The organism is Rhodococcus globerulus (assembly GCF_019334125.1).
Classification (GTDB): Bacteria; Actinomycetota; Actinomycetes; order Mycobacteriales; family Mycobacteriaceae; genus Rhodococcus_F; species Rhodococcus_F globerula.
Genome location: NZ_CP079698.1, coordinates 3,223,650 through 3,248,476, shown reverse-complemented (window position 1 = coordinate 3,248,476; position 24,827 = coordinate 3,223,650). Strand labels below are relative to the sequence as shown.

Below are 24,827 nucleotides of genomic sequence, written 5' to 3'. Positions count from 1 at the left end.
GTACCAAACCAAGCGATTGCTTGGTAAGTTAGCACACAAGCGGAGCCGACAAGCCCGAGCAGAGTGCAATAGGAGATAAAAATGAGTGGATTGGTCGATGGACGCGTAGTCATCATCACCGGGGCAGGTCGCGGTATCGGACGCGCGCACGCACTGGCATTCGCGGCAGAGGGCGCCAAGGTTGTCGTCAACGACATCGGTGCAGGCGCGGACGGCTCCGCAACCGGCGAGAGCCCGGCCGAGCAGGTAGTCGCCGAAATCATCGCAGCCGGCGGCGAGGCCGTCGTCAACGGTGACGACGTCGCAGACTGGGCGGGTGCGGAAAACCTCATCAAGACCGCCATCGACAACTTCGGTCGCCTCGACGTGCTCGTCAACAACGCCGGCTTCCTGCGTGACCGCATGCTCGTCGGTATGAGCGAAGCCGAATGGGACGCCGTCACCCGCGTCCACCTCAAGGGTCACTTCGCGCCCCTGCGCCACGCCGCTGCCTACTGGCGCGCCGAGGCCAAGGCAGGCAACCCGATCGACGCACGCATCATCAACACCAGCTCGGGCGCCGGACTGCAGGGCTCCATCGGCCAGGGCAACTACGCCGCAGCCAAGGCCGGCATCGCCGAGATGACCATCCAGGCAGCAGCAGAGTTCAAGAATTACGGCGTCAGCGTCAACGCAATCGCGCCGTCCGCGCGTACCCGCATGACGGTCGGTGCCGGCGGCGCCATGGCCGAGATGATGGCAGCTCCGGAAGAGGGCTTCGACGCCATGGCTCCGGAGAACGTCTCACCGCTCGTCGTGTGGCTCGGTAGCGCCGAGTCCAAGGACGTCACGGGACGCGTCTTCGAGATCGAGGGCGGCAAGATCACCGTCGCAGAAGGATGGCGTCACGGCCCGAGCGAAGACAAGGGTGATCGCTGGGATCCGAAGGAAATCGGACCCGTTGTGGCATCGCTGTTGGAGAAGGCCGAGACCCCGACGCCGGTGTACGGAGCTTAGGGCCTTCGGCCCCGTGCGCCTTTTTGGTAGTGCGAACTACCAAAAAGGCGCACAGGGGCTTTGCCCCTACCAGATCTTTACGCGCTTTTCGGGCTCCAAATACAGTGCATCACCGGGCTTGACGTCGAACTCCTCGTGAAAGACATCGAGGTTGCGGACGACGCCGTTGCAGCGGAACTCCGGCGGTGAATGCGGGTCGACGGCGAGTCGGCGCAGTGCCTCGGCCTCGCGCGCCTTGGTCCGCCACACCTGAGCCCAGCCGAAGAACACGCGCTGCAAACCGGTGAGACCGTCGATAACGGGCGGTTCGGTGCCTTCGGTCGCGATCTTGTACGCCGCGATCGCGATGGACAGCCCACCCAGATCGCCGATGTTCTCGCCGATCGTGAACTCGCCGTTGACATGATGACCCGGCAGTTCCTTGGGTTCGAATTCGTTGTACTGCTCGATCAAAGCCTTTGTACGCTTGCCGAATTCGGTCCGATCGTCGTCGGTCCACCAGTCGACCATGTTGCCGTCACCGTCGTACTTGGCGCCCTGATCGTCGAAACCGTGCCCGATCTCGTGACCGATAACAGCACCGATTCCGCCGTAGTTGGCGGCGTCGTCAGCGGCGGCGTCAAAGAACGGCGGCTGCAAAATAGCTGCGGGGAAAACGATTTCGTTCATACCCGGGTTGTAGTACGCGTTAACCGTCTGCGGTGTCATGAACCACTCGTCGCGGTCGACGGGGCCGCCCAACTTTGCGAGATCGCGGTCGTATTCCGCGGCGTATCCGCGGCGGTAGTTGCCGACGACGTCCGTAGCCGAGATCTCGAGACCCGAGTAATCACGCCACTTGTCGGGGTAGCCGATCTTGGGAGTGAACTTGTCCAGCTTGGCCAGTGCGGCCTTGCGGGTATCCGGACTCATCCACTCGAGTTCGGAGATGTTGCGGCGGTAGGCTTCCTGCAGATTGCCGACCAGCTCCAGCATGCGAACCTTGGCCTCGGCCGGGAAATGACGCTCCACGTACAGCTTGCCGACGGCCTCGCCGAGCAGATCTTGGACCAGGCCGACGCCACGCTTCCAGCGCTCACGGTTCTCCTCGGTGCCCGAGAGCGCGGTGCCGTAGAACGCGAAGTTCTCGTCCACCAACGAGGAATGCAGGTACGGAGCGCGCGCATGGATGACTTTCCACGCAGCCCATGCCTTCCAGTCGTCGAGTTCTTCCGACGCCCACAGTGCGGTGAAGGTGTGCAGGAATCCGGGCTGGCGAACCACGATTTCCGAGAACTTCTCGGACGTCGTTCCCAAGCCGGACAGCCAAGCAGCCCAATCCAATCCGGGGTTCTGCTCGGTGAGCTCCTCGAATTCGACGAGGTTGTAGCTCAATTCGGCGTCACGACGCTTCACGACGTCCCAGTGCCCGGCCGCGATCTTCTTCTCCAGGTCGAATACCCGCTGCGCTTCGTAGCCGAGTCCGGCGAGGTTGAACATCTTCTCGACGTGGGCGACGAACTTGTCGCGAATTTCGGCGTAGTTGTCTTCGCGGTAGTACGACTCGTCGGGAAGGCTGATACCCGACTGACTGAAGTGAATGAGGTAGCGCTCGGAGTTCTTGGCGTCGGTGTCGACGTAGTGCGCGATGGCGCCGCCGACACCCGTGCGCTGATGGCGTCCGATCACGGTAGCCAGCGAAGAACGATCGGCCGCGTCCGCAATTGCGTCGAGTTCGTCGTCGATCGGGGTGAGACCGGCAGCCTCGATAGCGTCGGCATCCATGAAACTCGAGTACAGATCGCCGATGCGTTGGGCATCGGTACCGGACTCCGGTGACGACGCGGAAGCCTCGGTGATGATGGTCTGCACATCTTCCTCGGCCTTGTCGTACAGCGTGCGGAAAGCGCCGTCGACTGCGCGGTCTGCGGGAATCTCGTATTCGGCGAGCCATTTCCCGTTGACATGGACGAACAGGTCGTCCTGCGCGCGGGTCTCGCTGTCTAGGTGGGTGAGGTCGATGCCTGAGCGATGAGCCGTGGTCATTTCTCCATCCTTACACGATCACCACAATCCGCTCAGTCGTTATCGTGAGCCGTTCAGTGCTCGGGCGATCTGCGTCACCACAAGTTCAGGTGTGAGCGTCAATTGATGCCAGCTGAAGCGGAGGACATGCCAGCCCGCGTTGACCAGAATGTTCTGCCGGTGCAGGTCGGAATTGAACCGGTCCACATCTCGGTGCCACGCCCAACCGTCGACCTCGATCGCTACGCCGTGCGAGACGAACGCCACGTCTATGACAAAGCCGCAGCTTCGGTGCTGAGTAGTCCAGCCGGAGATCCGGTGCAATCTCAAAAGCTGATGCAAGATCCGCTCGGCTTCGGATTCGCCGCCCTGTCCAGCGGCGTGCAGCAATTTTCTTGCCGCGGCGCTTCCGGTGCGTCCGAGGTTGCGTTGATGCACCGCTTCGAGAATCGGGAGGGATGTGTGGCGTTGAAGCGCTCGATCCATCAGCTCCGCACCATCGGACACCACCACCGCTGTCTCCAGCACTGACAGTGGCAGGCTGGTTACGCGCAGGGAGCGGCGGTTGTCGACGTCGCGGCGATCGAGGTCGCGCCGGCGCACCTGAACGCCCGTGCAGGTGACGGACCGGGACAAGGGCACGGTCACCGAATGGCGGCGTGGAGGTTTGCTGAGCAGTCCGTGCCACCATGCAGCCGAGGGGCCGTGCGCGCACCCGTCGCTGCTGTAGACGGCCGCACGCAGATCGACTGCCGGTGTCCGTTCGCGATCCTCGCGTAGGTAGACCCCGGTGCGCAGGGCCGTCCATTCGCCGGAGATCAGTCGCCGCGAGATTGCAGCGGAACTGACACCACTGCTTATTGCCTGCGCGCGGGTGATGACGCCGTCCTGGGCCGCCATGATTTTGTTGGTATTCATGACTGCTTGGACGTAGCACAGCGCTGGAGGTTCCCCGAGGCCGCTGATCGTGAAGGATTTTGCTCGCTCAGCGAACAAAATCCTTCACGATCGGATCAGCTCCCGCTGACGATCAGTGCGGGGAGGATCGTGGAACCCATCGATGAACCTACGGCCGCTGATCCAATGCCGAGAGGGACGAGCACAGACATCATGTTCTGGTAGTCGACAGCCTCGATGGGCGGAAGTCCGGGGATCGGATTGGGAACCGGTGCGTGACGCTGCCAGGCGCCACATCGGTCGGAGGTGAAGCTTGTATCGCCCCAACTGATTTCGATTGTTTCGGGGCCGCCGCCGTAGTTGTTGGCAATGATGTCCCGGCCGTAGCCGGTGCGCTCCCAGTAGCAGGATCGACCACCTGAAGTGCTCCACAGGCCAGGCAGCATCTGGCCGTCACCGCCACCGACGCGGTATACGCCGTCGGTGCCAGCCGGGATGTAGGTGCCAGCGGCGTTGGCGACACCACCTCCTGCGAGTGCCATACCGACTGCCGACGTGACGCACAACAGTGCGCCGACAAACTTCTTCTTCACTCAATAACCCCAATGTTCGCAAACTGGACTTGCGAACATTAGCCGACCGACCGGTCTGGTTAAGTGGGGCCCCTTGATTGTGAAGGATTAGGCGTCGATGCCCAGGTTGATGACGGCGAGGTATGACCCGTCCGGCTGCTTTTCGACGGTCATCATGCCGGTGTCGGAGAAGATGTTGTCGTTGGAATTGTTGGTGTTGTTCTCACGGCCCGTGTGCTCGCTGTACGGGCTGACGGAATACACCTCGTCGAGAAGGGTCTCCTCGAAGAAGGTCTGCGTGGTGAGGACAGTCTTCTTGTCGATGTGAACCTTGACGTGGATGTGCGTGGTGCGGCCCATGTACCAGCCCGGGAAAATGGTGGTGAACTGCGCGATGCCGTTTGCGTCCGTGGTCTGGGCGCCGCGCAGGTAGGTGCCGTCGTCGGTGGTGGTGGCTTCGCTGTCACCGACGCTGTACGAGCCGTCGGAAGTTTCGCCGGAGCCGCCCATCGAACCCATGCCTCCGCCCATACCGCCGCCGGGTGCGCCCGACGGCGGCTGACCCATTCCGCCTGCCGGGGGTTCGCCCATGCCACCGGACGGAGGAGTTCCACCGCCGCCGCCACCGTTTGCGCTCAGTGAGCCGGACTCGAAGCCGGAGTACACGCCGCCCGCGTCGCAGTGCCAGATTTCGACAACGGCGTTGCTGACGGCGCCGATGGTGCCGTCGGCGTTGCAAATGCTGTTGTCCTGCACCCGCAGTGCGACCTGGAGGGTTGTGCCTGGTCGATCTTCGCGGATGTCACTGCGGATGGAGTCGACGTCGAACCAGTACGGGCCCTGAGTTTCTTCCTCGCTCATGACGCACTGTGGTGCCTTGGCGAGCAGCGCGGTGACAGCGTCGCCGGAGGTAGCCGAGGCAGCAGCGGCGCCGGTGCCGGCGGTGGTCGTGGACGCCGCAGCGGTGGACGTCGTGGTCGAGCTGCCGCTGTTGCCGGAACATGCGGCGATGAGTCCGCCGAGGCTGATGGTGCCGCCGAGCGCCAGTGCTCGCCTGCGACTCACTCGTTGCCGACTGGCTTCGATGTCTTTGTTCACGCGTCTACCTCCATTGATCTGGGCTGTTGAATCAATGGTGGACGAGCGGTCTGGCGCGGGGCTGGTTATCAGCTGTGAACTTGCTGGGAGATCATCTGGACGCTCGAGGTGGCGCGGATGTAGACCTGACCGGTGTTGTCCACGATGCGCGATTCGATGAGTGCGAGCCTACGTCCGGCGCGGATCACGCTGGCTTCGGCGCGCATGACGGGACCACCGATGGCCGGTGAGCGCAGGAAGTCGATCTTGTGGTCGAGGATGCGGTAATCCTGTTCGGCGGTAGTCAGGGTTTGCGCGGCGAGCCCGGTGATGGCGTCGGTGGCGGAGATGAGTACACCGCCCTGTACTGCGCCGAGTGGGTTGGCCATCCATTCGACCGGCGCGAGTTCGCCGACGACAGCGCCTGGCGTCACCTCGGTCAGCGTGAGGTCGAGGAGTCCGGCGAGCGGTCCACGCTTGATAGTTCCGGCCAGGATTCCTTCGACGACGTCGGATCCGCTCAGTCCACTCAGGTCACTGACTTCTTCGGGAACCGGCACGTCGAGGGCGGGGCCGGCGATGTAGTCGTCGGGTGCAACGACGGGCGGCCGCGAGACAATCATGGCGCGCCCGGCCATCACTGCCAGAAGTGTGCTGTCGTCACCGCGTAGTTGTCCCGACGCCAGTCCGACTCCGTCGTCGAGGTGCACGAGTGCACCGGTGGCTCCAACTGTTCCCGTCGACGGGATATCGGCGGCCGCACTGACCGTGACCTGTGCGAGCACCGACTGGTGACCCGAAGTGAGCCCCGAGTACACAGCCCCACCCATGGCGCCGTCGATCATGACGCCGAGCGATCCGAGCACTGTGCGTCCGCGGTGGTCGTGGAAGCGGTCCCCGATTGTCTGCGCGAAGCTGAGATCGCCAGGAGTGATCGCTACTGCGCGTACATCCATCAAGGTGTTGAGGGGATCAAGTTTGACGGTGGGCGCGGAGTTGTCGATGCTCATGTATCGAGTATCGCCCGTACCGGAGATGGGACCGGTCGCCGGGTCTCAGCCACCGATACGTGCGTGCATTTCCCAGACCAGCACTTCGGCACCGGTTTCGGAGGTGACGAGTTGTCCGCCGGAGTCGCTCATGCGGACGGCATCACCTTCGTAGAGGGTGCCGGTGCCCTCCATGTCTGCGGTTCCTTCGGCCACGAAAACGTGGAGGAACGGGGCGTTCGGCAGGGTCACACTTGTGCCGGGGAGAATCCGCGCCACATGCAGTGCCGCGTACTTGTTGTTGATGCGGATGGCCGAATGATCTTTGTAGCGATCCATTCCGGAGGCGACGGGTATGAGTCCGCCGCGTAGGAGTTCGTCGTCGATTTCGAGTTGTTCGTATCCGGGAGTCAGTCCACCCTCGTCGGGCGCAACCCACATCTGGATGAAGTGCACCGGATCGGAGTGCTGTTGGCCGCCCAGACGCCACGAGTCGTTCTTCTCGCTATGCATGATCCCGGTGCCTGCGCTCATCCGTTGCGCGAGTCCGGGATAGATGACACCGGAGTGCCCGATGGAGTCTTGGTGAACGAGCGAACCGCGCAGCACCCAGGTAACGATTTCCATGTCCTTGTGCGGATGGGTGTCGAATCCGGTACCCGCGAGCACGGTGTCGTCGTTGTTGACGAGGAGCAGGCCGTGGTGGGTGTTGTCGGGGTCGTAGTGCTGCCCGAACGAGAACGAATGCTTCGAATCAAGCCAGGAGATGCGGGATTTCAGGCGATCACCGCTGCGGTGGACGTCGATGTGCGGGGTTGTGAGCGCCGACATGGCGTTCCTCCTTTGGGGCCGAATGCTTTCAGCGTACGAGATGGGGCCGCAGTCCGGCGTGCATCTCCCAGATCAGAACTTCTGCGGGTTCCGCGGCGGTGACTCGATGTCCGCCGGTTTCCTTGAGTCGCAACGAATCTCCGGTCGAGAGAGTGTCGACGCCCTCGACTGTGACGGAGCCCTGCGGGATGTAGGCGTGAACATACGGGGCGTCCGGCAGGGTTATCGTCTGACCGATGTCGAGGCGTGCAACGTGCAGCGCCGCAAACTTGTTGTGAAGCGTGATCGCGCTGTGATCGCGATGCGCGGGCATTCCCGACGCCAAGGTGATCAAGCCACCGGCGTCGAGTTCGGTATTGACGTCGAGTTCCTGATAGCTCGGAGTGATCCCGGATTCGTCTGGCGGAATCCACATTTGGACGACGTGGACCGGTTCTGTATGGCGGGTACCGTCGGCGCGCCGGGTGTCGTTGCGCTCGGAATGCAGAATCCCGGTTCCGGCGCTCATTCGTTGCGCGAGGCCGCGATGAATTTCGCCGGTGTGCCCAGCTGAATCCTGGTGGACCAGGGAACCGCTGAGCACCCACGTCACGATCTCGGTATCGAGGTGTTGATGGGTGTCGAAACCGGAGCCGGCTTCGACGATGTCGTCGTTGTTGACCAGAAGTAGTCCGTGCGCGTAAGCGGCGTGGTCGAAGTTACCGGCGAAGGGGAAGCTGTGACGGGACGTGAGCCAGCCGTAGTTCAGGTGCGCACGTTCATGCGCACGCTGAACTACTACCGATTTCATGTCAGCTCAGAGTTTCGTGGGCTGCCGGGATGGAACCGAGGCGTCCGGCCTGGAAGTCCTCGAATGCCTGCATGACCTCGGACTTCGTGTTCATGACAAACGGTCCGGCCATGGCGATGGGCTCGCGGATCGGCTTGCCGCCGAGGATGAAGACCTCGAGCGATTCGGTCCGGGAATCCTGATGATCGGATGCGGCGATGGTGATGGAGTCGCCGCGTCCGTACACGGCGGTCTGGCCTGCGCGGATCGGCCGACGCTCTGCGCCGACGGTTCCCTCACCGGCAAGAACATAGGCGATGGCGTTGAACTCGGGGTTCCACGGCAACGTGACGCTGGCGCCAGGTGCGATGGTCGTGTGGGACAACGCGATGGGCGTGTACGTCGATCCCGGTCCGGCGTGGCCGGCGATCTCGCCTGCGATGACGCGTACCAATGCGCCGCCGTCGTGCGACGAGAGCAGAGCGACCTTGTTTCCGGTGATGTCCTGGTACCGCGGCGCTGCCATCTTGTTGTCTCGGGGGAGGTTCACCCACAGTTGGACGCCGTGGAAGAGGCCGCCGCTGACAACGAGGTGCTCCGGGGGAGTCTCGATGTGGAGGATGCCGCCACCTGCGGTCATCCACTGGGTGTCACCGCCGCCGATAATGCCGCCGCCGCCGTTGGAGTCCTGGTGCTCCATGATGCCGTCGATCATGTAGGTGACGGTTTCGAAGCCGCGGTGCGGGTGCCAGGGCGTGCCCTTGGGTTCTCCGGGGGCGTAGTTGACCTCACCCATCTGGTCCATGTGGATGAACGGGTCGAGTGCTGAGAGATCGATGCCCGCGAATGCGCGGTGTACGGGGAAGCCTTCGCCTTCGTAGCCGACGGGAGCGGTGGTGATGCTCTTGACGGGACGGCTGACTGCGGACGCTGCAGGCTCGTCGAGCCGGGGCAGGGCCAAAATATTCTCGACTGTCACAGCAGGCATGTCGTAACTCCTTGCACTCAGGTAGTTGATTGTTCAACTATCTCATGCTGACTCAACAATGTCGAGCCTGCGATATTCCCGAGGCTCGACATTGCGGCGATCAGCGCAACAAGCTTCCCAGTTTTTGTGCGGCGGCGATAACCTCCGCGCCGAGTGCGTCTTGGTCATCGGCGTGGAAAGCGGAGATTCCGATACTGGTGATGGCGTCGCCGCGGCGTCCGGGAACTGCCGCCGATATGCCGTGGACGGAAGGGGTGATCTCGCCGATCGTCGACGCGTAACCGCGCGCACGGGCAATACGCACTTCGTCTCGTTCACCGTCGACGGGTGGGAGTGAGGCCAGCATGGACAGGCCGGCGGAGCCGCGGTCGATCGGATCGACCTGGCCGGGACGGAAGGCGACGTGCATTCGGGCGCTGCGTGGCTCGACGACCATCAGTGCGCGAACTTCGGTCTCGCTCTCGCGGACCACGAGGTGGGCCGTCGCTTCGGTGGCGTCGGCAAGTTCTTCGAGGATCGGGCGGGCGAGGGTTCGTAAATCCTGCTCCACCGGTTCGGCGAGGGTGACCAGTCCTGCGCCGAGTGTGACGCGTTTGAAAGTGTCCTTGCGGCACAAGTGATGTGCCTCGAGAGTCCGGATGAGTCGGTGCGCGACCGTGCGGTGAACTCCGATGCCGTCGGCGATGTCTGTGACCGACAACCCGTGCGGATAGGAGGTGAGGAGCTCCAGAATCTCGAGTCCGTGATGGAGAGTTTTCGACATGCCGGAGTCCACTTGAACTGGACTTATTCGGGGTCGATGGTCATCACTGAGTTCGCGCATCGAGTTCGCTCCTTGACGTTTGTGAGGTGGGCCACCTACGCTTTGTTCATATCGCACGGCCTGTGCGATTATCGCACACATTCGACAGGTGGGCAACCCTTCAGGGGAGTCCAGCGCAGTGTTTTCCGGAGAGAACATCCTCATGACTGACTACCGCGGAGTGGCGGCCGGCGACGTTGCCGCAATCCACCAGTTGTATGCATTGCAGAGTCATCTCATCGACTCCGGGCATCAACGGGATTGGGCGGCAACATTTACGACTGACGGTGAGTTCCATTCGCCCAGCTATCCGGAACCGGTAGTCGGTTCTTCGGATCTCGAAGCTTTTGCCGGCCGGTTCTACTCCGGAGCCGAAGCGGCGGACGAGGTTCATCGGCACGTGATCACCAACTTGTTGGTGGAAACGGCAGTCGAAGCCGAGTTGACGGTGCGCGGCTATCTGCAGATCGTCGCGACCAAGCGCGGTGGGGACACGCGATTGGTTCGGATGACAACGATCACGGATCGAGTGATTCGAGTCGGTGACGAGTGGAAGATCGCCCGCCGCATCGTGTCCCGCGACGACGCGCCACGCAATCCCTAACCGTCTTTCACGTTTGTGCACAACAGAATTCAGTAGGAGACCAAATATCATGACCGTTAACGCCGATCAGACGAACCCGGGCCGCACCGTTGCCACGCAAATGTCGGCGGTGTACCCGGAGTTGGCAGGCAAGGTTGCCGTAGTGACCGGCGCTGCCCAGGGAATGGGTGCGACGTTCGCGGAAGGTCTGGCGTCACGCGGAGTCAACGTAGTCGGTGCAGACATCAACGAAGAGCAGATGCTGGAAACTGCCCAGACAATCAATGCTGCACTGAGCGCAAACTCCTTGGCGGACAAGCCCGGCCGTGTGATCGGTGCCCGCGTCGACGTCACCAAGCCCGACGATCACGAGACGCTGGCCAAGCTGGCACTCGCGGAGTTCGGACAGGTCGACTTCTGGATCAACAACGCCGGTATCTTCCCGTTTGCGCTGGCCGAGGAGATCACACCCGAGCAGATCGGTGCGACGTTGAGCGTCAACGTCGAAGGCGTCCTGTACGGCGCTCAGGCCGCCGCTCGCCACATGAAGCCCGGTGGTGCCATCGTGAACATGTCCTCGGTGTCCGCTCTGCGCGTCCGTAAGGGCCGTGGTGCGTATTGCACGTCGAAGGCAGCCGTCGCGCACCTCACCGAATCTCTCGCAGTCGAATTCGGCGACAAGGGACTTCGTGTCAACTCCATAGCGCCCGGGTACATCGACACCGCCATGACCAAATGGGTCCAGGAAGATCCGGCCGCACTGGCCAAGGCTCTCGACGCTGTTCCGCTGCACCGGTTGGGTTCCCCGGAAGAGGTATTCGGCCCGGTGCTGTTCCTGCTCTCGGACAGCGCGCGTTACGTCACCGGTCACAGCATTGCCGTCGACGGCGGTTCGCGACATGTCTGATCGCACGAATTATCCTGGTGTCGTTCTGGTTACGGGTGGTGCCGGAGGCATGGGAGCACACCACTCGCGCACGCTGGCGGCTCGTGGTTCCCACGTGTGCATCGCGGATGTGGCGGATTCCTCCGCTCTGGTCGAGGAGATCATCTCAGGTGGAGGTTCGGCGTCCGCGCATTCGCTCGATGTCACCGACCCCTCCGCGTGGGCGCGAGTTGTCGACGAAATCCGCTCTGCGCACGGTGAACTGGGCGGGCTGATCAATAATGCCGGTATCTCTCGGCGGCTCGAATTCATGGACACCCCTGATGATATCTGGGAACTGACCATGAAGATCAACCTCTTCGGGCCGTTTTACGGCATGAAGGCGGTGGCTCCGTTGATGCAGGAGAGCGGAGGCGGATCCATCGTCAACATCTCGTCCATCGCCGGTCAGGTCGGATACTTCTCACCGGCCTACTCCTCGAGCAAATGGGGCCTGACCGGGCTGTCGAAATCAGCGGCAGGCAACTTTGCGCAGTGGGGAATTCGTGTCAACTCGGTGCACCCGGGTCTGGTCGGTACGGACTTGCTCGGTGGAGCAAGCGATTTTGTTGCCGCGTCACTGAAGTCGGTTCCCTTCGGGCGCATGGCAACTCTGGACGAGATCACCGAGGCCGTTCTGTTCCTGCTGTCCGACAAGTCGACCTACACGAGTGGAACCGAAATCACTGTGGACGGCGGACTGGTCTCGAACGGCTTGTACCACCGCATCATTGCGGAGACTGGAGAACTTTCGTGAGTGATCACTGGGATGTTGTTGTCATCGGCGGCGGCGGAGCGGGACTCGCAGCTGCGGTATCGGCAGCCGAAGAGGGCGCTTCCGTGCTGCTGTTCGAATCCGAGACCGAACTTGGCGGCTCCACAGCACTTTCCGCCGGCATCTTCACGGCTGCCGGCACCAGCGTGCAGTCCGGCCTGGGTATCGACGACACCGCGGAGAAGTTCTTCCAGCACTACATGGATCTCAACCAGTGGGTGCTTGCACCCGGATTGATTCGTGCGTTCTGCGAGAACGCCGCACCGACGCTCGAGTGGCTCATCGGCCTCGGCGTCGAGATCCCGGCCGCGATCTCGGGTAACGCCCATCAGCCGGGGCTGGCACAGGCCGGAGTCGAAGATGTCTGGCGTGGCCACGTTCCGAAAGACCAGGGATACGGTCTGATTCAGGTACTGGACAAGGCTCGGCGCAAGCACGGCATCGAAGTTATCTTCGGCACGCGGGTGCAGAAGCTGATCGAGGAAGACGGTCGGGTTGTCGGCGTAGTTGCCGACGACATCGAGGTTCCTGCAGGTGCCGTCGTCGTTGCTTCCGGTGGTTTTGCTCAGGATCCGGCTCTGGTCGATCGCTATTTCCCCGACGCCAACAAAGCTGAAGAATCGTTGTTCGTCGTTGCCGCCGACGGCAGCCGCGGCGACCACCTGCGGTTCGCTCAGGATCTCGGCGCGTCGGTTGCCGGTGACGGCTGGGGCCTCATCATGCCGACCGTCTACTTCCAGCGGTTCCATCACTGGCAGTCCGGGTTTCCGCCGAAGTCCCGCGTCAACGTCAATCAGAACGGTCGGCGTTTTATGGACGAGGACGCGTCGTACGCGGTCTCGACGGGCATCATCGACCAGCAGGGCGGCTACGGCTGGATGATCTTCGACGAGGACGCCCGAGTGAATCAGACTCCCGGTTATGCAGACTGGAACCCCGAGCGCGTCGCCGAAGAAGCTGCTGCCGGTCGCACACTTCGAGCCGACACGGTCGAGGAACTCGCCGAACTGATCGGCGTTCCGGCGCAGACATTGACGGCAACGGTAGATCGTTGGAACGAGCAATTGCCCAACGGATACGACGACGACTTCTTGCGTCACCGCACGTTGCGAAACAAAGGTGCGGTCGGCAATCCGGACCGGATCGGCACCGCACCGTTCTACGCGGCAAAGATCCTTCCCGCCGAACTGGTGTGTACACACGCCGGTCTGGAAATCAACAGCAGTGCAGCAGTTCTCGGAAAAACCGGTGTTCCGATCGAGGGACTTTACGCCGCCGGCGAGGCCGGTGCCGGCATTCTGGGACTGCGCTACGTGGGCGGTGGCAACGCGGTTGCAAACGCTCTGACCATGGGTCGTATTGCGGGACGCAATGCGGCGAGTTTCACGAAGACCGACGCCGCGGGCGTACCGGTCAATTCCATTGCGCACGCCTGACGTCTATCGTTTGCGCTGCACGACTTCAGTCAGTAGGGACCAACATGTCAGAGAATGAGACCATGGCGCGCGCCGAGGGCGGCGTCGAAGACAGTGGCACTCCAGCCGAACGCCAGTCCACCGTCAAGGTGATTCGCGCGGCCATCGTCGGTACCGTCGTCGAGTACTACGACTTCGGTATCTACGGATACATGGCAACCACCATCGCCGCGCTGTTCTTCGTGTCCTCCGATCCGAATGCAGCGCTGCTCGGTACTTTCGCGGCGTTTGCCGTGGCCTTCTTCCTCCGTGTTCCCGGCGGAATCTTCTTCGGTCATATCGGCGACCGGTACGGCCGTAAGAACGCGCTGTCGTGGACCATCTTGCTGATGGTTATCGCCACCGCCGGTATGGGTCTGCTACCGACCTATGCCACGTTGGGCATGTGGGCGACATCGATCCTGGTGTTGGCTCGTTGCCTTCAAGGCTTCGCAGCCGGTGGTGAGCTCGGCGGTGCCAACGCATTTGTCTCCGAGTCCGCTCCGGCGCGGTGGCGTGCGACCCAGACGTCGATGGTCAACACCGGAACCTACCTGGGCTCTCTCGCGGCTTCGCTGATCGCACTCGGCCTCACGTCGGTGTTCTCCGAAGAACAGGTCCTCGAATGGGCATGGCGTCTGCCGTTCCTGCTCAGCCTGCTGATCGGTGGTATCGGTATCTGGATCCGTAGCCAGATGGAAGACACCCCGCAGTTCGAGGAGCTCCAGGAAAAGGGTGAGACCGAGTCCCTCCCGATCAAGGAACTGCTGCGCAGTTCAGGTGGCAGCGTCGTCAAGATCATCCTTCTCGGAGCGCTCATCACCGGCGGCTACTACATCGCTTCGGTGTACGCCGCGACGTACCTCCAGACTGCCGGCGGACACTCCAAGCAGGTTGCATTCCTGTCCACGTCGCTCGCCCTGGTGCTCGGCGTGATCACACTCCCCATCGCGGGTTACATGGCCGACAAGTACGGACGTCGTCCGGTGCTGTTTGCCGGTAGTGCCGCGTCGGTGGTCCTGGGCGTCCCGATGTTCATGCTGATGGCGAGTTCGGGCACGTGGGCTGCAGTGGCCGGTCAGTCGGTTCTGTTCATCTGCGTCTCCGTAGTCAACGGTGCGTCGTACGTGACGTACGTCGAGATGCTCAAGGCGTCAGTGCGATACAGCGGTCTCGCCCTGGGTAACAATGTCACCAACATGCTTCTCGGTGGTACCGCACCCTTCATTGCGACGTACCTGATCAGTGTGACCGACAACAATCTGGCGCCGGCCGGCTACTTCGTGTTCTGCGCCCTGATCACATTTGTCACGGTGTTCTTCGTGAAGGAAACCAAAGGCGTCGCGTTGCAGATCGACTGAGCCCTGCTGTGCGCCTTTGTTAACCGCGGGCGGTTGACAAAGGCGCACAGTGCGTTACAGCTTTACACTCACCACGCGGGTCTCCAGGAAATCGTGGACACCGGCTTCGCCACCTTCCCGGCCGAAGCCACTGCTCTTCACTCCGCCGAAGGGAAGTTCGACTTCGAGGGCATTGTGGGTATTGACCCACACCTGACCGGCATCGATCTGTTCGGCCACCTCGACTGCGGCAGCTTGTTCTCCCCAGACAGATGCACCGAGTCCGAACTCCTGACTGTTCAGGAGGGAGACAACGTCGTCGACGTTGGTGTAGGCAACGACGGGGAATGCCAAACCGAACTGCTCGAACTTGACGATGTCGCTGGAGTCGTCCACACCGCGCACCAAAGCGGGTTCCATGAAATACCCGGGCAGAGTGGTGATTCGATTTCCGCCGGTGATGGCTGCGCCGTCAGCTCTGGCCTTGTCGAGCAGGCCCTGCACGTACTCGAGTTGCGCAGAATTGTGCAGGGGACCGACCGTGGTGCCCGCTGCGGCCCCGTCGCCCACCACCATTGTCGACATGACCGCTTCGAACGTGGCGCAGAAGGCGTCGACCTTGTCGGCGGGCACGTACGCGCGCTTGGGGGCGATGCACATCTGCCCGCTGTTGAAGAAGGCGGAGTGCGCCAAAAATCCTGCGGCGTAATTGATATCTGCGCTGTCGAGGAGGATCGCGGGATCGTTGCCACCAAGCTCGAGGGTGACCGGCGTGATCGTTTCGGCGGCCTGCTTCATGATCGCCTTGCCAACCCCCGTTGAACCGGTGAACGAGACCTTGCGCACGGCAGCGTGTTCGATCAACGCCTTGCCGGTATCCGGTCCGCCGTAGACGATGTCGAGTACGCCCTCGGGAAGAATGCTTTGCAGGATGCGGACAACCTCACCGACTACCAGCGACACCGACTCGGCAGGTTTGACCAGGACTGTGTTTCCTGCGGCCAGTGCGGGCGCAATCTTGGCCATCATGAGGAAGATCGGGAAGTTCCACGGCACGATAGCCGCAACGACGCCCAACGGGCGGTGCTGAATTCGAGCGTCGCGTATCGGCGATGCCGGAGCTTGCGATTCGTCCGCCCAGTCGAGGCGGGCGAAGTGTGCGAGGCAGCGGGCCGAGATCCAGACTTCGCCGCTCGAATCGGTGAGTGACTTACCCTGTTCCGCGGTGAGTAGGGCGGAGATCGCCGTGGACTGCCGCATCAATTCGTAGGAACAAGCAGCGAGTAGACCCTGCCGGGTGCTCCGCGACGTTCGCCAGGACTGGAAGGCGGACTGGGCGGCAACAGCTTTCGCATCGAGTTCGGCCGGCGTGGTGACGGCGGTGCGCCCCACTTCCTCGAGAGTCGCCGGATTGATCGAGATCAGTTCGTTGTCGGTGCTCATAGTGGTTCTCCTGACTAGGCGCTGGTCGCCATCGCGGCCATGGCCGGCGCGATGTACGAACGGAAGATCATGGCGCTGAATCCGCCGTCGATCGGGATGTCTGCTCCGCTGATCCAGGCCGCGTCTGTGGAGGCGAGGAAGATGATGGCGTCGGCGATCTCGCCTGGCTGGGCATGACGGCCCGCCCAGGTGACGGCACCGGAGATAGCGGCGTCACCCATGGTGGCCGTGAAGTCCTTCAGGAGCGGCGTGCCGACTGTGCCGGGGGATACAGAGTTGGAACGTAGTCCGATGTGCTTGCCGTCGACGGCCAGGTTGCCCGCATTGATGATGGCGGCTTCCTTGGAGAGGTTGTAGCAGACCTCCTCGATACCGGGGAAGTCTGCGAGAGATTCGAGGGCGTCGTCCCAATTATCTATGGCGAGAAAGGCATTGAGCCGGGCAAAGTTCTGCTGCCACAGAAAGCCTGCCTGTGACGCGGTCGTGACTACCGCCGGGTCGACGGCAAATTTCGGCAGGAGAAGGCGAGTGAGATCGCGCGGAGCGAGCGCGTTGATCGACATGACGGTTCGCCACGGCAGTGTTGCCGCGACGCCGGCGTTGTTGATAAGCACATCGACGGGGCCGTCGATCTGCGCGGCGATGTCCGCGACACCCGACTGGGTGGAGAGGTCGCCGACAATCATCTGGGTGATCGAGTTGTCGGTCGAGGCGACTCGGTCGACACCGATCACGCGGGCGCCGAGAGCGGCTAGTTTGGTGGCGGCCTCGGCTCCGATTCCGGACGAACATCCGGTGAGGACAACGGTTTTGCCGGTGAAACTGATCATGATTGATGCTCCTGACGTGAGGGGGTGGCTACCAGGTGACGGGAAGTGAGAAGACTCCGTTGATGCCGGACCACACTTTGAACTGCAGTTCTTCGGGCGGAGCGGCCAGTTTCAGCGTCGGCACCCGGCGAGCGAGGGTTTCGAAGATGATCTGCAGCTCGAGACGAGCCAGGGCCTGACCGATGCACTGATGAACGCCGTAGCCGAAAGCGAAGTGGTCACGTGCTTTTCGATGGATGTCGAGTGCGTCTGCACCGGGGAAGTGGGCGTCGTCGCGGTTGGCCGACAGGTTGAGCGGGATGATGGCTTCGCCCGCGGGAATGGTGACGCCACCGATTTCGATGTCCTCGGTCGAGGATCGGAGGATGACAAGATGGACGACGGTCAGGTAGCGCAACAGTTCTTCGACGGCATTGCGAACCAGCGCCGGGTTCTCCTGCATCTGCGCCCACTGCTCAGGGTGCTGCAGCAAGGTGTACATGCCAAGGGCGGTCATGTTGGTGGTGGTGTCATGCCCGGCGATGATGAGGAGGAATCCGGAGTTCTCGACGTCCATCATCGTGATGGTGCCTGCCCGTTCGGCGGCCACGAGCTGACCGATGATGTCGTCACCCGGATCATCAAGTGCTGCTCGTTCGTTCGCGATCTTGCGGATATATCCGCGTAGATCGTTCATGGCTGCAATGGCTCGGCCCATCGCGTCGGGGTTCGTGAGGTCATTGGCCATCAGAGCCTCGTCGGCGGCCTTGTTGAAGAATGCGCGGTCCTCGGCGTGCACGCCCAGAATCCAGCTCAGAACCGTGCTGGGGATGGGGAGCGCAACGGCCTTCACGAAGTCGGTCTGGCCTTCGGGAGTGGCCAGCATCGCGTCGATGGTGGTGTCGACGAGTTCTTGCAGCGCCGGACGGATCTTCTTCATCGCGGTGAGCGTGAAGTTCTTGGCCAGCAGGTTGCGGAAGATCTCGTGCTCGGCGCCGTCCATCCGCAAGAAAAGTCGCTGGTCTTCGGGTTCGGGTGGTGCGCCGAATCGGGGATATCCGGGATTGCGGCTGTCGGCGCTGACTCGCGGATCGGACAGGATCGAGCGAACGTCGTCGTAACGGGTTACGAGCCAGGCATATTCGCCGCCGAAGATCTCGACTCGCGTGACGGGGGCGTTCTCACGCAACCACTGGTACTCGGCCGGCGGGTCGATCGGAGGGCGAGGCCAGGGGAAGGGCGCGCTCGGGTGTTCGGTGACGGACGGGACGGTACTCGTCATGGTGAATCCTTTGTCTGGGTGAGATTTGTGCGCCACTTGAAAGGCAGTGGGGGATGAAATCACCAGGTGCACTGCAGGATTGCAGGTCTGTGATTGCGAATGATGGAGAGGCAACAGGATTTGACGTGGGTGCGATAACGCCGGTCCCGGTGAGTGGGACTGAGCCTGTCCGGTCCTTGAATGCACTGGACTCGGCACTATTGACACGTGTCAAAAACTTCCATACGATGTGGTTCGGCTCACAAACTGATCGACGTGAAGGTGGATTGTGGAATCGGCTGTGCGAGACGGTGTTGATGCCGGAAGGTCGGATAAAGGTGAACTTCGGCGGGAGTCGATTCTGCGTGCCTTGGAAAACCTTTTGGAGACAACAACTCTCCATGAACTGAATGTCCGCGATATTTCCAAGGCTGCCGGGGTAACCCGTTCGGCCTTCTACTTCTATTTCGACAACAAAGCTGCGGCAGTCAGCGAACTCAGCAAAGCGGTGGACGAAGAGGTTGCAGCAGCGTCGGCAATCTATTCGGGTGGGACTGATGATCCCGCGGGGCAAGTCGGGCAGATGATCGGTGCGGTTCGTGACACGTGGATGCGCCACCCGCATTTGTTCCGGGCGATGCGTGACGCCAGATCATCGGATCCTGGGGTGGACGACCTGTGGAACCGTGGGTTGGAAGGGTTTGTCGAACCTGTTGCGGCAGTGATCGATTCGGAGCGGGAATCCGGCCGCGCGCCTGTCGGTGCCGACAGTCGGATGCTTGCGCTTGTTCTGTTGGAAAGCATTGCCCGCATGGGCGATCGCTACTGGATCGGTGATCAAAAGGCTGCTGATGTGGCTGCGGCGACGCAGGCACTGTGCGCGGTCTGGATGGGGTCGATTTATGGACGTGTATAGCAAGTCAACTGGCATCGACGCTGGAGAAGCGCTGTCCCGATACGCGCCGGAAGTATCAGAAGTGCTGTACCGCATGATCTTCAGCAGTAGCGGTGTGCTCGACGCGCAGGTGCGCTCGACCTGCGCCGAGGCTTTGTCGCTGTCTGCCTTGCCGTTGCCGCCGTCGACTGACTTCGCCCAGGAATCGGTAGCGCACGATTTTGCCGAGCAGTTCAGCATCGACGTGTCGAATGTCGACAGCAGTCTGCGCGGCGCGTTGTTGAACGAACTGGGATCGCAGGCCAAGGAATTCGTGTTTGCGGTGTATGTGGCGGACTGGTTTCCGCGGCTACTGCATGCATTGGATCTGCTGTTCAGGCCGTCGACAATGCAATGGCCGACACCGCAGGACTGGCGCGAAACAGAACTGTCGGTGGACAGTGCAGAATTCTCGCGCAGCGTGGCGCGGTTGCGGGTTCTCGATCCGGTCACCACCGAACTTGTGCGGCTGCGCCAAGCTCGCCAACACAATTGCAGATTGTGCAAGTCCCTGCGAATGAGTTCTGCGCTCGAGGCCGGTGCCGACGAAGCCCTCTTCGACGAGGTCGACAACTACCAGGACAGCGGGTTGTCGGATCGCCACAAGGCGGCTTTGGCGCTGGCTGACGCGATGGTGTGGCAACCCGGCTACATCCCGGCTCACGTGATCAGTGAAGTGCACGAACATTTCTCGCCGGCTGAGGCCGTGGAACTGGTTCTGGATATGACCAGAAACGCAAGCTCGAAAGTGGCTGTCGCGTTCGGTTCGGACGCCCCACACGTGGATGAAGGCGTGGAAATCTACGAGGTGGACGAGGACGGGCAGGTCACGTTCGGGTTGGGCTTCCGCGCCTAGATCCGACGACCCTTCGTGCATACCTACATTCGACTGATTCCGGCGCAGAGAAGTTCGACCAGGCGCCGATAAACGCGGTCGGGATCCGTGCCGGCTGGGTGGCCTTCTTGGGACTCCAACACGCAGAAGCCGTGCAGTGCGCTTCGCAACGACCACGCTGCCTGCTCCGAGTCGTCTTCACCGAGGCCGTATCCGGCAATGACGCGGTTGATGACGTCGACAACTTCTCCGACCGCAGCGACGAGGTCAGCGTGTGGAGCGGTGGGGTAGCGGTCGGTGATTGCGTACAGCCCGGGGTGGATGCGAACAAATTCTCGCCACGCGTCGGCGAGTGCCACGACGGCGTCGTCGCGGGAGAGGCCGACTGCGGCGTCGCGGAGGTGCTGGGCGAGCAGTTTCCGGGCGAGGAGGCTGAGCTGGTGTTGGACGTCGTCGACGCCGTCAACGTGCTTGTAGAGAGCTGATTGCCGCACGTCGAGGGTGTCGGCGAGTTGGCTGAGAACCAGTGCGTCCGGGCCATTGCTGTCCACAAGTTCGGCTGCGGCGGAGATGACGCGTTCGCGGGTGACCGGGGTTCTCATGGCTCCATCTTCCCTTGTGGGGCAGATCTCACTGTCGGTGATACATTATCACTATGAGTGATGATGTATCTTCGGGACTCGCCTCGGCGCGGACCGGCGACGAGCAACGCCGTCGAGATCTGCGAGTGGTTGTCTCTGGTGCATGCATTCTCGGCCTCACGTCGATCCTGTACGACCTGTCCGGGGTGTCGCCCGCGACCGGCGCGTTCTTCCGGTGCGTCTACGCCTTGATTCCGCTCGGGATCCTCGTCTGGGTTCAACGACGCCGCCAACCGGGAAAGATCTCGACGAGGCCGTGGATAGTCAAGGCTGTTCTTGCTGGAGTGTTCCTGGGCGTCGACCTCGTTCTGTGGCATGAGGCGATTCACTCGATTGGCGCCGGTTTGTCGACGGTGCTCTTGAATCTGCAGGTGCTCTTTGTGGCTGTCCTGGGCTACATAGTGCTACGCCAGCGCATTACGAAGGAACTGGTGACGAGCCTGCCACTTCTCCTGGTGGGTGTTGCGTTGGTTGCGGGAATGAGTACGACGCTCACCGGGGCCAACCCTGCTGTCGGTGCGACGTTCGCGGTGATCGCTGCCGGCGCGTATGCCGTGTATATCTTCCTGATGGGATTGGCGACGCGAGCTGCGGGCCGGACTGCATTGCCGGTGCTGGTTTCCACGATCGCTACCGGACTTACATCCGGCCTGATCGGAATTGTCACCGGAACTCTTGATCTTGCACCAGCTTTACCTGCTCAAGGGTGGCTCATCCTGCTGGCCTTGGTATCTCAAGTGGTGGGGTGGCTATTGGTGGCAAGTGCGAGCCAGCGGTTGCCAGCTGGTTCCGTTGCCGCCAGCTTGGTGCTGCAATCGGCGTCGGCGTTATTGTTCGGTGCCTTTCTGCTTTCTCAGATCCCCAGCGTCGTGCAGATTGTCGGTGCGGCGCTGATTCTTGCCGGAGTGGTTGTCGCGACGCGGCAGCCTGCAGCGAAAACACCGACAGCCGTTGTCGGTGAACGAATGGAGACACGAGCATGACCGTGACGGCCGACCGCATCTACATCAACGGCGACATCAAGACCATGGACGGATCGGGCTCAGTTGCGCCGACGGCTATGGCAAGCAAGGACGGCAGATTTGTGGCCGTCGGATCCGATGCCGAGATCACGGTGCTGGCCGGACCTGACGTGGAGATCGTGGATCTGGACGGAGCGGTGGTAGTTCCCGGATTCATCGAAACCCATCTGCATCCGATGATGTGGGGATTGATGCTCGGTGACGTCGAGGCCACGACGGGTGCGTGCCCCACAATCGACGCGGTTGTTGCTGCATTGGCCGCGCGTGCGGAGACGACGCCGCCTGGCGAGGCTATCCAGGCGTGGGGATTCGACGACAGTCTTGTGGCCGAGGATCGGGGATTGACGACGGCAGATCTCGACCGCGCGTCGACGCAGCATCCGATTTTGGTGCGTCACCTGTCTGCTCACGGGATCTACGTCAACTCGCTTGCACTCGAAATGGCTGGGATCACGCAGGCTACCGTCGATCCCGAGGGTGGCGTCATCGTCCGCGATGCCGACGGCACACCTACCGGTGAGCTGTGCGAGATTCCGGCAATGTCGTTGGTGCACAATCTGGCTCCGGCAATGGACCCGGGTGCCTCCAAGCTGGCGCTACTGCGAGCGCAAGATGTGATGGCATCCGTAGGCGTGACCAGCTTCCACGACATGTACGTCACCTCGGAGATGTACGACGCCTACCGCGAGCTTGACGACGAGGGTGAACTGCGCCTACGTGCGCGGCTGTACCTGGGTCATGGTGTGCATGATCAGTTGGGCGAACTAGCTGATTCGACCAGCCATGTAGCGGTTGGCGGCGTGAAACTGATTTCGGACGGTTCCATTCAGCTGCACACTGCGGCGCTGAGCGAGCCGTATCACGATTTGGGTGGATGTCATTGTGGTGGAATGGCAATCCCGTCGGGTGCGCTCGATGCTCTGGTGAGTGAGCATCACGGCGCGGGACGGCAGGTAGCGATTCACACCAACGGCGATAAGGCTATCGACCATGCGCTCGACGCCATTGCCCTCGCCAAGGCCGCGTACCCTGACATCGACGTTGCGCACCGACTCGAGCACGTGCAGACGCTTCGCGAGGATCAAATTCAGCGAATGGTCGAAGTAGGTGTTGTTGCATCGATTTTCGTCAATCACGTCTATTACTGGGGTGATCGTCACCGCGATCGTTTTCTCGGTCCCGGCCGAGGTGAACGAATCAGCCCGGTAGCGTCGGTGGTGGCTGCCGGACTTCCCTACGGTTTGCATTGTGATTGCCCGGTCACTCCGGTGAATCCGCTCTTCACCATGAATACCGCTGTCCATAGACTGACACGCGAAGGTCATGTTCTCGGTGCGCAGCAACGTGTGAGTACGCGCGATGCGTTGTCCGGCTACACACATGCCGCCGCACGCATCACCGGCGAAGAGGTGGACAAGGGCAGAATCGCAGTAGGTCTGCTGGCGGATTTTGTTGTCCTTGACGGAGATCCGCTTGTAGATGACACTGTCGATCTGGCGGCACTTCGGGTACTGCGGACTGTTGTGGGCGGAGAAACGATCTTCACGGTGTGACGGTCAGGAGCAGACTCTGATGGCGCCTCACGAACAGACTCGGCACCCATTCGGGAGGCGCACCGTCTGTCAGGCTCACGTGTTGGCTCTTCTCGAGCAGCATTGTGAGTGCGATCTTTGCTTCCAGTCGAGCAAGAGCGGCGCCGACGCAGAAGTGGGCTCCCTTGCCGAAAGCCAAATGCGAGCGAAGATTTGGCCGTCCGATGTTCGGGCTGTCCGGATCCGGGAAGGTGGCCGGATCGCGATTGGCGGAGCCCCACAAGAGGATGAGATGGCTTCCCGCCGAAAGTGGGACGCCGCCTAGCGTCGTATCGCGGGTGACATGGCGATGGTGTCCGCGGAACGGGGACTCGAGTCGTAGGGATTCTTCGAGGAACGGTGGAATCAATTCGTGATTCTCTCGAAGTTCTTGCTGTAGTAAGGGATTGTCGGCCAGTATCCGAGCGGAATTAGCGATCAAACCTGCGGTGGACTCGCCTCCAGCGCCGACAAGTTGGACGAGAATCAATACTGCGACGGTTGTATCGATATCGCCGTTGGTGTTGGCGCGCACCAGATCGCCGAGTAGGTTCTCGCCTGGTGCGGCCTGGGCGGCTTCCAGTTTGTTGTACAGGTACCCGGCGAGTTGGGTGGCTGCGTTCACGACTTCGGGCAGGCGTTCAGCGCTCACCAACCCGCTGAGCAACTCAGTGCTGTCGTAAGACCACGTCAGTAGTTGCGGCACATCCGCTTCGGGTAGTCCGATCAGATGGGCGACCATCTGCAGTGGTAGTCGATCGGCGAGCGCAGAAACCCACTCGATGTGCCGTCCATCGAAGTGGTTGTTCCACAACCGTTCTGCGTAGTCGGCGATGGCAGGTTCCATGGTACGGATTCGTTTGGCGACCAGTGTGGGTAGAACCAGTTTGCGATGTCTTTGATGGCTGGGATCGTCAGCGGTGGCAAGGACGTTAATCGCTTGCCCATTGCCATCCATGTCGAACGTGACCGGTGGACCTTCTGCCGGGTGGACCAGAACACCGGTGAGATGGGACGAGAAGTCTTCGGTCCGGGTGAGTGCCTCGGTGACAAGTTTCCAACTCGAGACGAGGTAGAAGTTGGTACCGGGAACCCGGTACGCCGGGCACTTTTGTCGCAGTGACGCATACAGCGGGTACGGATTTTCGATGTTTGTGATGGCAAATCGGTTGATGTCGGTCGAGGCGGTCATCGGCCTAAGAATTCTCCGCTCGCACAGGCATTGTCAACACCGAAAAATAGGAGTTGACCAGGGAGTTTCATAAATTCTCACCCGATTCGTCGTTCTCGCATTCGATGCTGGTCACAG

The 24,827-nt window shown here is 61.7% G+C and carries 24 protein-coding genes; 10 read left to right on the top strand and 14 right to left on the bottom strand.

Annotated elements, in window-relative coordinates; genetic code table 11:
• Nucleotides 1-81 precede the first annotated feature (81 nt).
• Nucleotides 82-996, top strand: coding sequence for an SDR family oxidoreductase (locus tag KYT97_RS14645; RefSeq protein ID WP_033236661.1), 915 nt, complete (start codon nt 82-84; stop codon nt 994-996).
• Nucleotides 997-1,062: 66 nt separating this feature from the next.
• On the opposite strand, the gene KYT97_RS14640 is transcribed toward KYT97_RS14645, so the two are convergent.
• The 9 genes from KYT97_RS14640 to KYT97_RS14600 form a co-directional block, all read right to left on the bottom strand.
• Nucleotides 1,063-3,021 carry a M13 family metallopeptidase gene (locus KYT97_RS14640; protein ID WP_045064883.1) on the bottom strand — a complete coding sequence of 653 codons (1,959 nt, stop codon included), beginning with the start codon at nt 3,019-3,021 and terminating at the stop codon, nt 1,063-1,065.
• 39 nt (nt 3,022-3,060) lie between these two features.
• Nucleotides 3,061-3,918: a type IV toxin-antitoxin system AbiEi family antitoxin domain-containing protein gene (locus tag KYT97_RS14635; protein WP_219112687.1), complete on the bottom strand. Its 858-nt coding sequence runs from the start codon at nt 3,916-3,918 to the stop codon at nt 3,061-3,063.
• A gap of 95 nt (nt 3,919-4,013) precedes the next feature.
• Nucleotides 4,014-4,490: an Rv1352/Rv1906c domain-containing protein gene (locus KYT97_RS14630; protein ID WP_138870389.1), complete on the bottom strand. Its 477-nt coding sequence runs from the start codon at nt 4,488-4,490 to the stop codon at nt 4,014-4,016.
• Between the two features lie 87 nt (nt 4,491-4,577).
• Nucleotides 4,578-5,567 (bottom strand): peptidase associated/transthyretin-like domain-containing protein, encoded by a 990-nt coding sequence (locus KYT97_RS14625; RefSeq protein ID WP_219112685.1) that lies wholly within the window; start codon nt 5,565-5,567, stop codon nt 4,578-4,580.
• Nucleotides 5,568-5,635: 68 nt separating this feature from the next.
• A complete protein-coding gene (locus tag KYT97_RS14620; RefSeq protein WP_219112683.1) occupies nt 5,636-6,556 on the bottom strand; it encodes a PaaI family thioesterase in 921 nt (306 codons plus the stop codon).
• 45 nt (nt 6,557-6,601) lie between these two features.
• The gene (locus KYT97_RS14615) at nt 6,602-7,366 is read right to left on the bottom strand and encodes a pirin family protein (protein ID WP_033236665.1); all 765 of its coding nucleotides are present in this window, start codon (nt 7,364-7,366) and stop codon (nt 6,602-6,604) included.
• 28 nt (nt 7,367-7,394) lie between these two features.
• The gene (locus KYT97_RS14610) at nt 7,395-8,156 is read right to left on the bottom strand and encodes a pirin family protein (protein ID WP_045064874.1); all 762 of its coding nucleotides are present in this window, start codon (nt 8,154-8,156) and stop codon (nt 7,395-7,397) included.
• 1 nt (nt 8,157) lies between these two features.
• Nucleotides 8,158-9,123: a pirin family protein gene (locus tag KYT97_RS14605; protein ID WP_095887095.1), complete on the bottom strand. Its 966-nt coding sequence runs from the start codon at nt 9,121-9,123 to the stop codon at nt 8,158-8,160.
• Between the two features lie 100 nt (nt 9,124-9,223).
• Nucleotides 9,224-9,946: an IclR family transcriptional regulator gene (locus tag KYT97_RS14600; protein ID WP_045064872.1), complete on the bottom strand. Its 723-nt coding sequence runs from the start codon at nt 9,944-9,946 to the stop codon at nt 9,224-9,226.
• A gap of 142 nt (nt 9,947-10,088) precedes the next feature.
• Between KYT97_RS14600 and KYT97_RS14595 the strand changes: the two genes are divergently transcribed.
• The 5 genes from KYT97_RS14595 to KYT97_RS14575 are packed head-to-tail and all read left to right on the top strand — an operon-like array spanning nt 10,089 to nt 15,023.
• Complete coding sequence (locus KYT97_RS14595) at nt 10,089-10,529, top strand: nuclear transport factor 2 family protein (protein ID WP_095888002.1); 441 nt, start codon at nt 10,089-10,091, stop codon at nt 10,527-10,529.
• Nucleotides 10,530-10,578: 49 nt separating this feature from the next.
• A complete protein-coding gene (locus KYT97_RS14590; RefSeq protein WP_033236669.1) occupies nt 10,579-11,415 on the top strand; it encodes an SDR family NAD(P)-dependent oxidoreductase in 837 nt (278 codons plus the stop codon).
• Nucleotides 11,408-12,190 carry an SDR family NAD(P)-dependent oxidoreductase gene (locus KYT97_RS14585; protein ID WP_033236670.1) on the top strand — a complete coding sequence of 261 codons (783 nt, stop codon included), beginning with the start codon at nt 11,408-11,410 and terminating at the stop codon, nt 12,188-12,190. The genes KYT97_RS14590 and KYT97_RS14585 overlap by 8 nt, the downstream gene beginning before the upstream one ends.
• On the top strand, nt 12,187-13,644 hold the full coding sequence (locus tag KYT97_RS14580) for an FAD-dependent oxidoreductase (RefSeq protein WP_095887094.1): 1,458 nt from the start codon (nt 12,187-12,189) through the stop codon (nt 13,642-13,644). The genes KYT97_RS14585 and KYT97_RS14580 overlap by 4 nt, the downstream gene beginning before the upstream one ends.
• A 44-nt stretch (nt 13,645-13,688) precedes the next feature.
• A complete protein-coding gene (locus tag KYT97_RS14575) occupies nt 13,689-15,023 on the top strand; it encodes an MFS transporter (RefSeq protein WP_033236672.1) in 1,335 nt (444 codons plus the stop codon).
• Nucleotides 15,024-15,077: 54 nt separating this feature from the next.
• On the opposite strand, the gene KYT97_RS14570 is transcribed toward KYT97_RS14575, so the two are convergent.
• Genes KYT97_RS14570 through KYT97_RS14560 form a run of 3 tightly spaced genes read right to left on the bottom strand, consistent with a single transcriptional unit; the run spans nt 15,078 to nt 18,536 of the window.
• Nucleotides 15,078-16,445 (bottom strand): aldehyde dehydrogenase family protein, encoded by a 1,368-nt coding sequence (locus tag KYT97_RS14570; RefSeq protein ID WP_219112681.1) that lies wholly within the window; start codon nt 16,443-16,445, stop codon nt 15,078-15,080.
• Between the two features lie 14 nt (nt 16,446-16,459).
• Nucleotides 16,460-17,275: an SDR family oxidoreductase gene (locus KYT97_RS14565; protein WP_092803729.1), complete on the bottom strand. Its 816-nt coding sequence runs from the start codon at nt 17,273-17,275 to the stop codon at nt 16,460-16,462.
• A 28-nt stretch (nt 17,276-17,303) separates the two neighbouring features.
• Nucleotides 17,304-18,536, bottom strand: coding sequence for a cytochrome P450 (locus KYT97_RS14560; RefSeq protein WP_045064860.1), 1,233 nt, complete (start codon nt 18,534-18,536; stop codon nt 17,304-17,306).
• 268 nt (nt 18,537-18,804) lie between these two features.
• Here KYT97_RS14560 and KYT97_RS14555 point away from each other — a divergent pair, with 268 nt between their 5' ends.
• Both KYT97_RS14555 and KYT97_RS14550 read left to right on the top strand, forming a co-directional pair.
• Nucleotides 18,805-19,431: a TetR/AcrR family transcriptional regulator gene (locus KYT97_RS14555; RefSeq protein ID WP_245006133.1), complete on the top strand. Its 627-nt coding sequence runs from the start codon at nt 18,805-18,807 to the stop codon at nt 19,429-19,431.
• Complete coding sequence (locus KYT97_RS14550) at nt 19,418-20,305, top strand: carboxymuconolactone decarboxylase family protein (RefSeq protein ID WP_116104770.1); 888 nt, start codon at nt 19,418-19,420, stop codon at nt 20,303-20,305. Before KYT97_RS14555 ends, KYT97_RS14550 begins: the two co-directional genes overlap by 14 nt.
• A gap of 23 nt (nt 20,306-20,328) precedes the next feature.
• Here the strand turns inward: KYT97_RS14550 and KYT97_RS14545 are convergent, their stop codons facing one another.
• A complete protein-coding gene (locus KYT97_RS14545; protein WP_095887090.1) occupies nt 20,329-20,886 on the bottom strand; it encodes a TetR/AcrR family transcriptional regulator in 558 nt (185 codons plus the stop codon).
• A 53-nt stretch (nt 20,887-20,939) separates the two neighbouring features.
• On the opposite strand from KYT97_RS14545, the gene KYT97_RS14540 reads away from it, so the two are divergent.
• Together KYT97_RS14540 and KYT97_RS14535 are read left to right on the top strand one after the other, a co-directional pair.
• Entirely contained in the window at nt 20,940-21,908 is a 969-nt protein-coding gene (locus tag KYT97_RS14540; RefSeq protein ID WP_219112679.1) for a DMT family transporter, read from the top strand.
• Nucleotides 21,905-23,500 carry an amidohydrolase gene (locus tag KYT97_RS14535; RefSeq protein WP_219112678.1) on the top strand — a complete coding sequence of 532 codons (1,596 nt, stop codon included), beginning with the start codon at nt 21,905-21,907 and terminating at the stop codon, nt 23,498-23,500. Before KYT97_RS14540 ends, KYT97_RS14535 begins: the two co-directional genes overlap by 4 nt.
• Here the strand turns inward: KYT97_RS14535 and KYT97_RS14530 are convergent.
• Nucleotides 23,490-24,710 (bottom strand): cytochrome P450, encoded by a 1,221-nt coding sequence (locus KYT97_RS14530; RefSeq protein ID WP_219112676.1) that lies wholly within the window; start codon nt 24,708-24,710, stop codon nt 23,490-23,492. The two genes, KYT97_RS14535 and KYT97_RS14530, sit on opposite strands and share 11 nt — an antisense overlap.
• Nucleotides 24,711-24,827 lie beyond the last annotated feature (117 nt).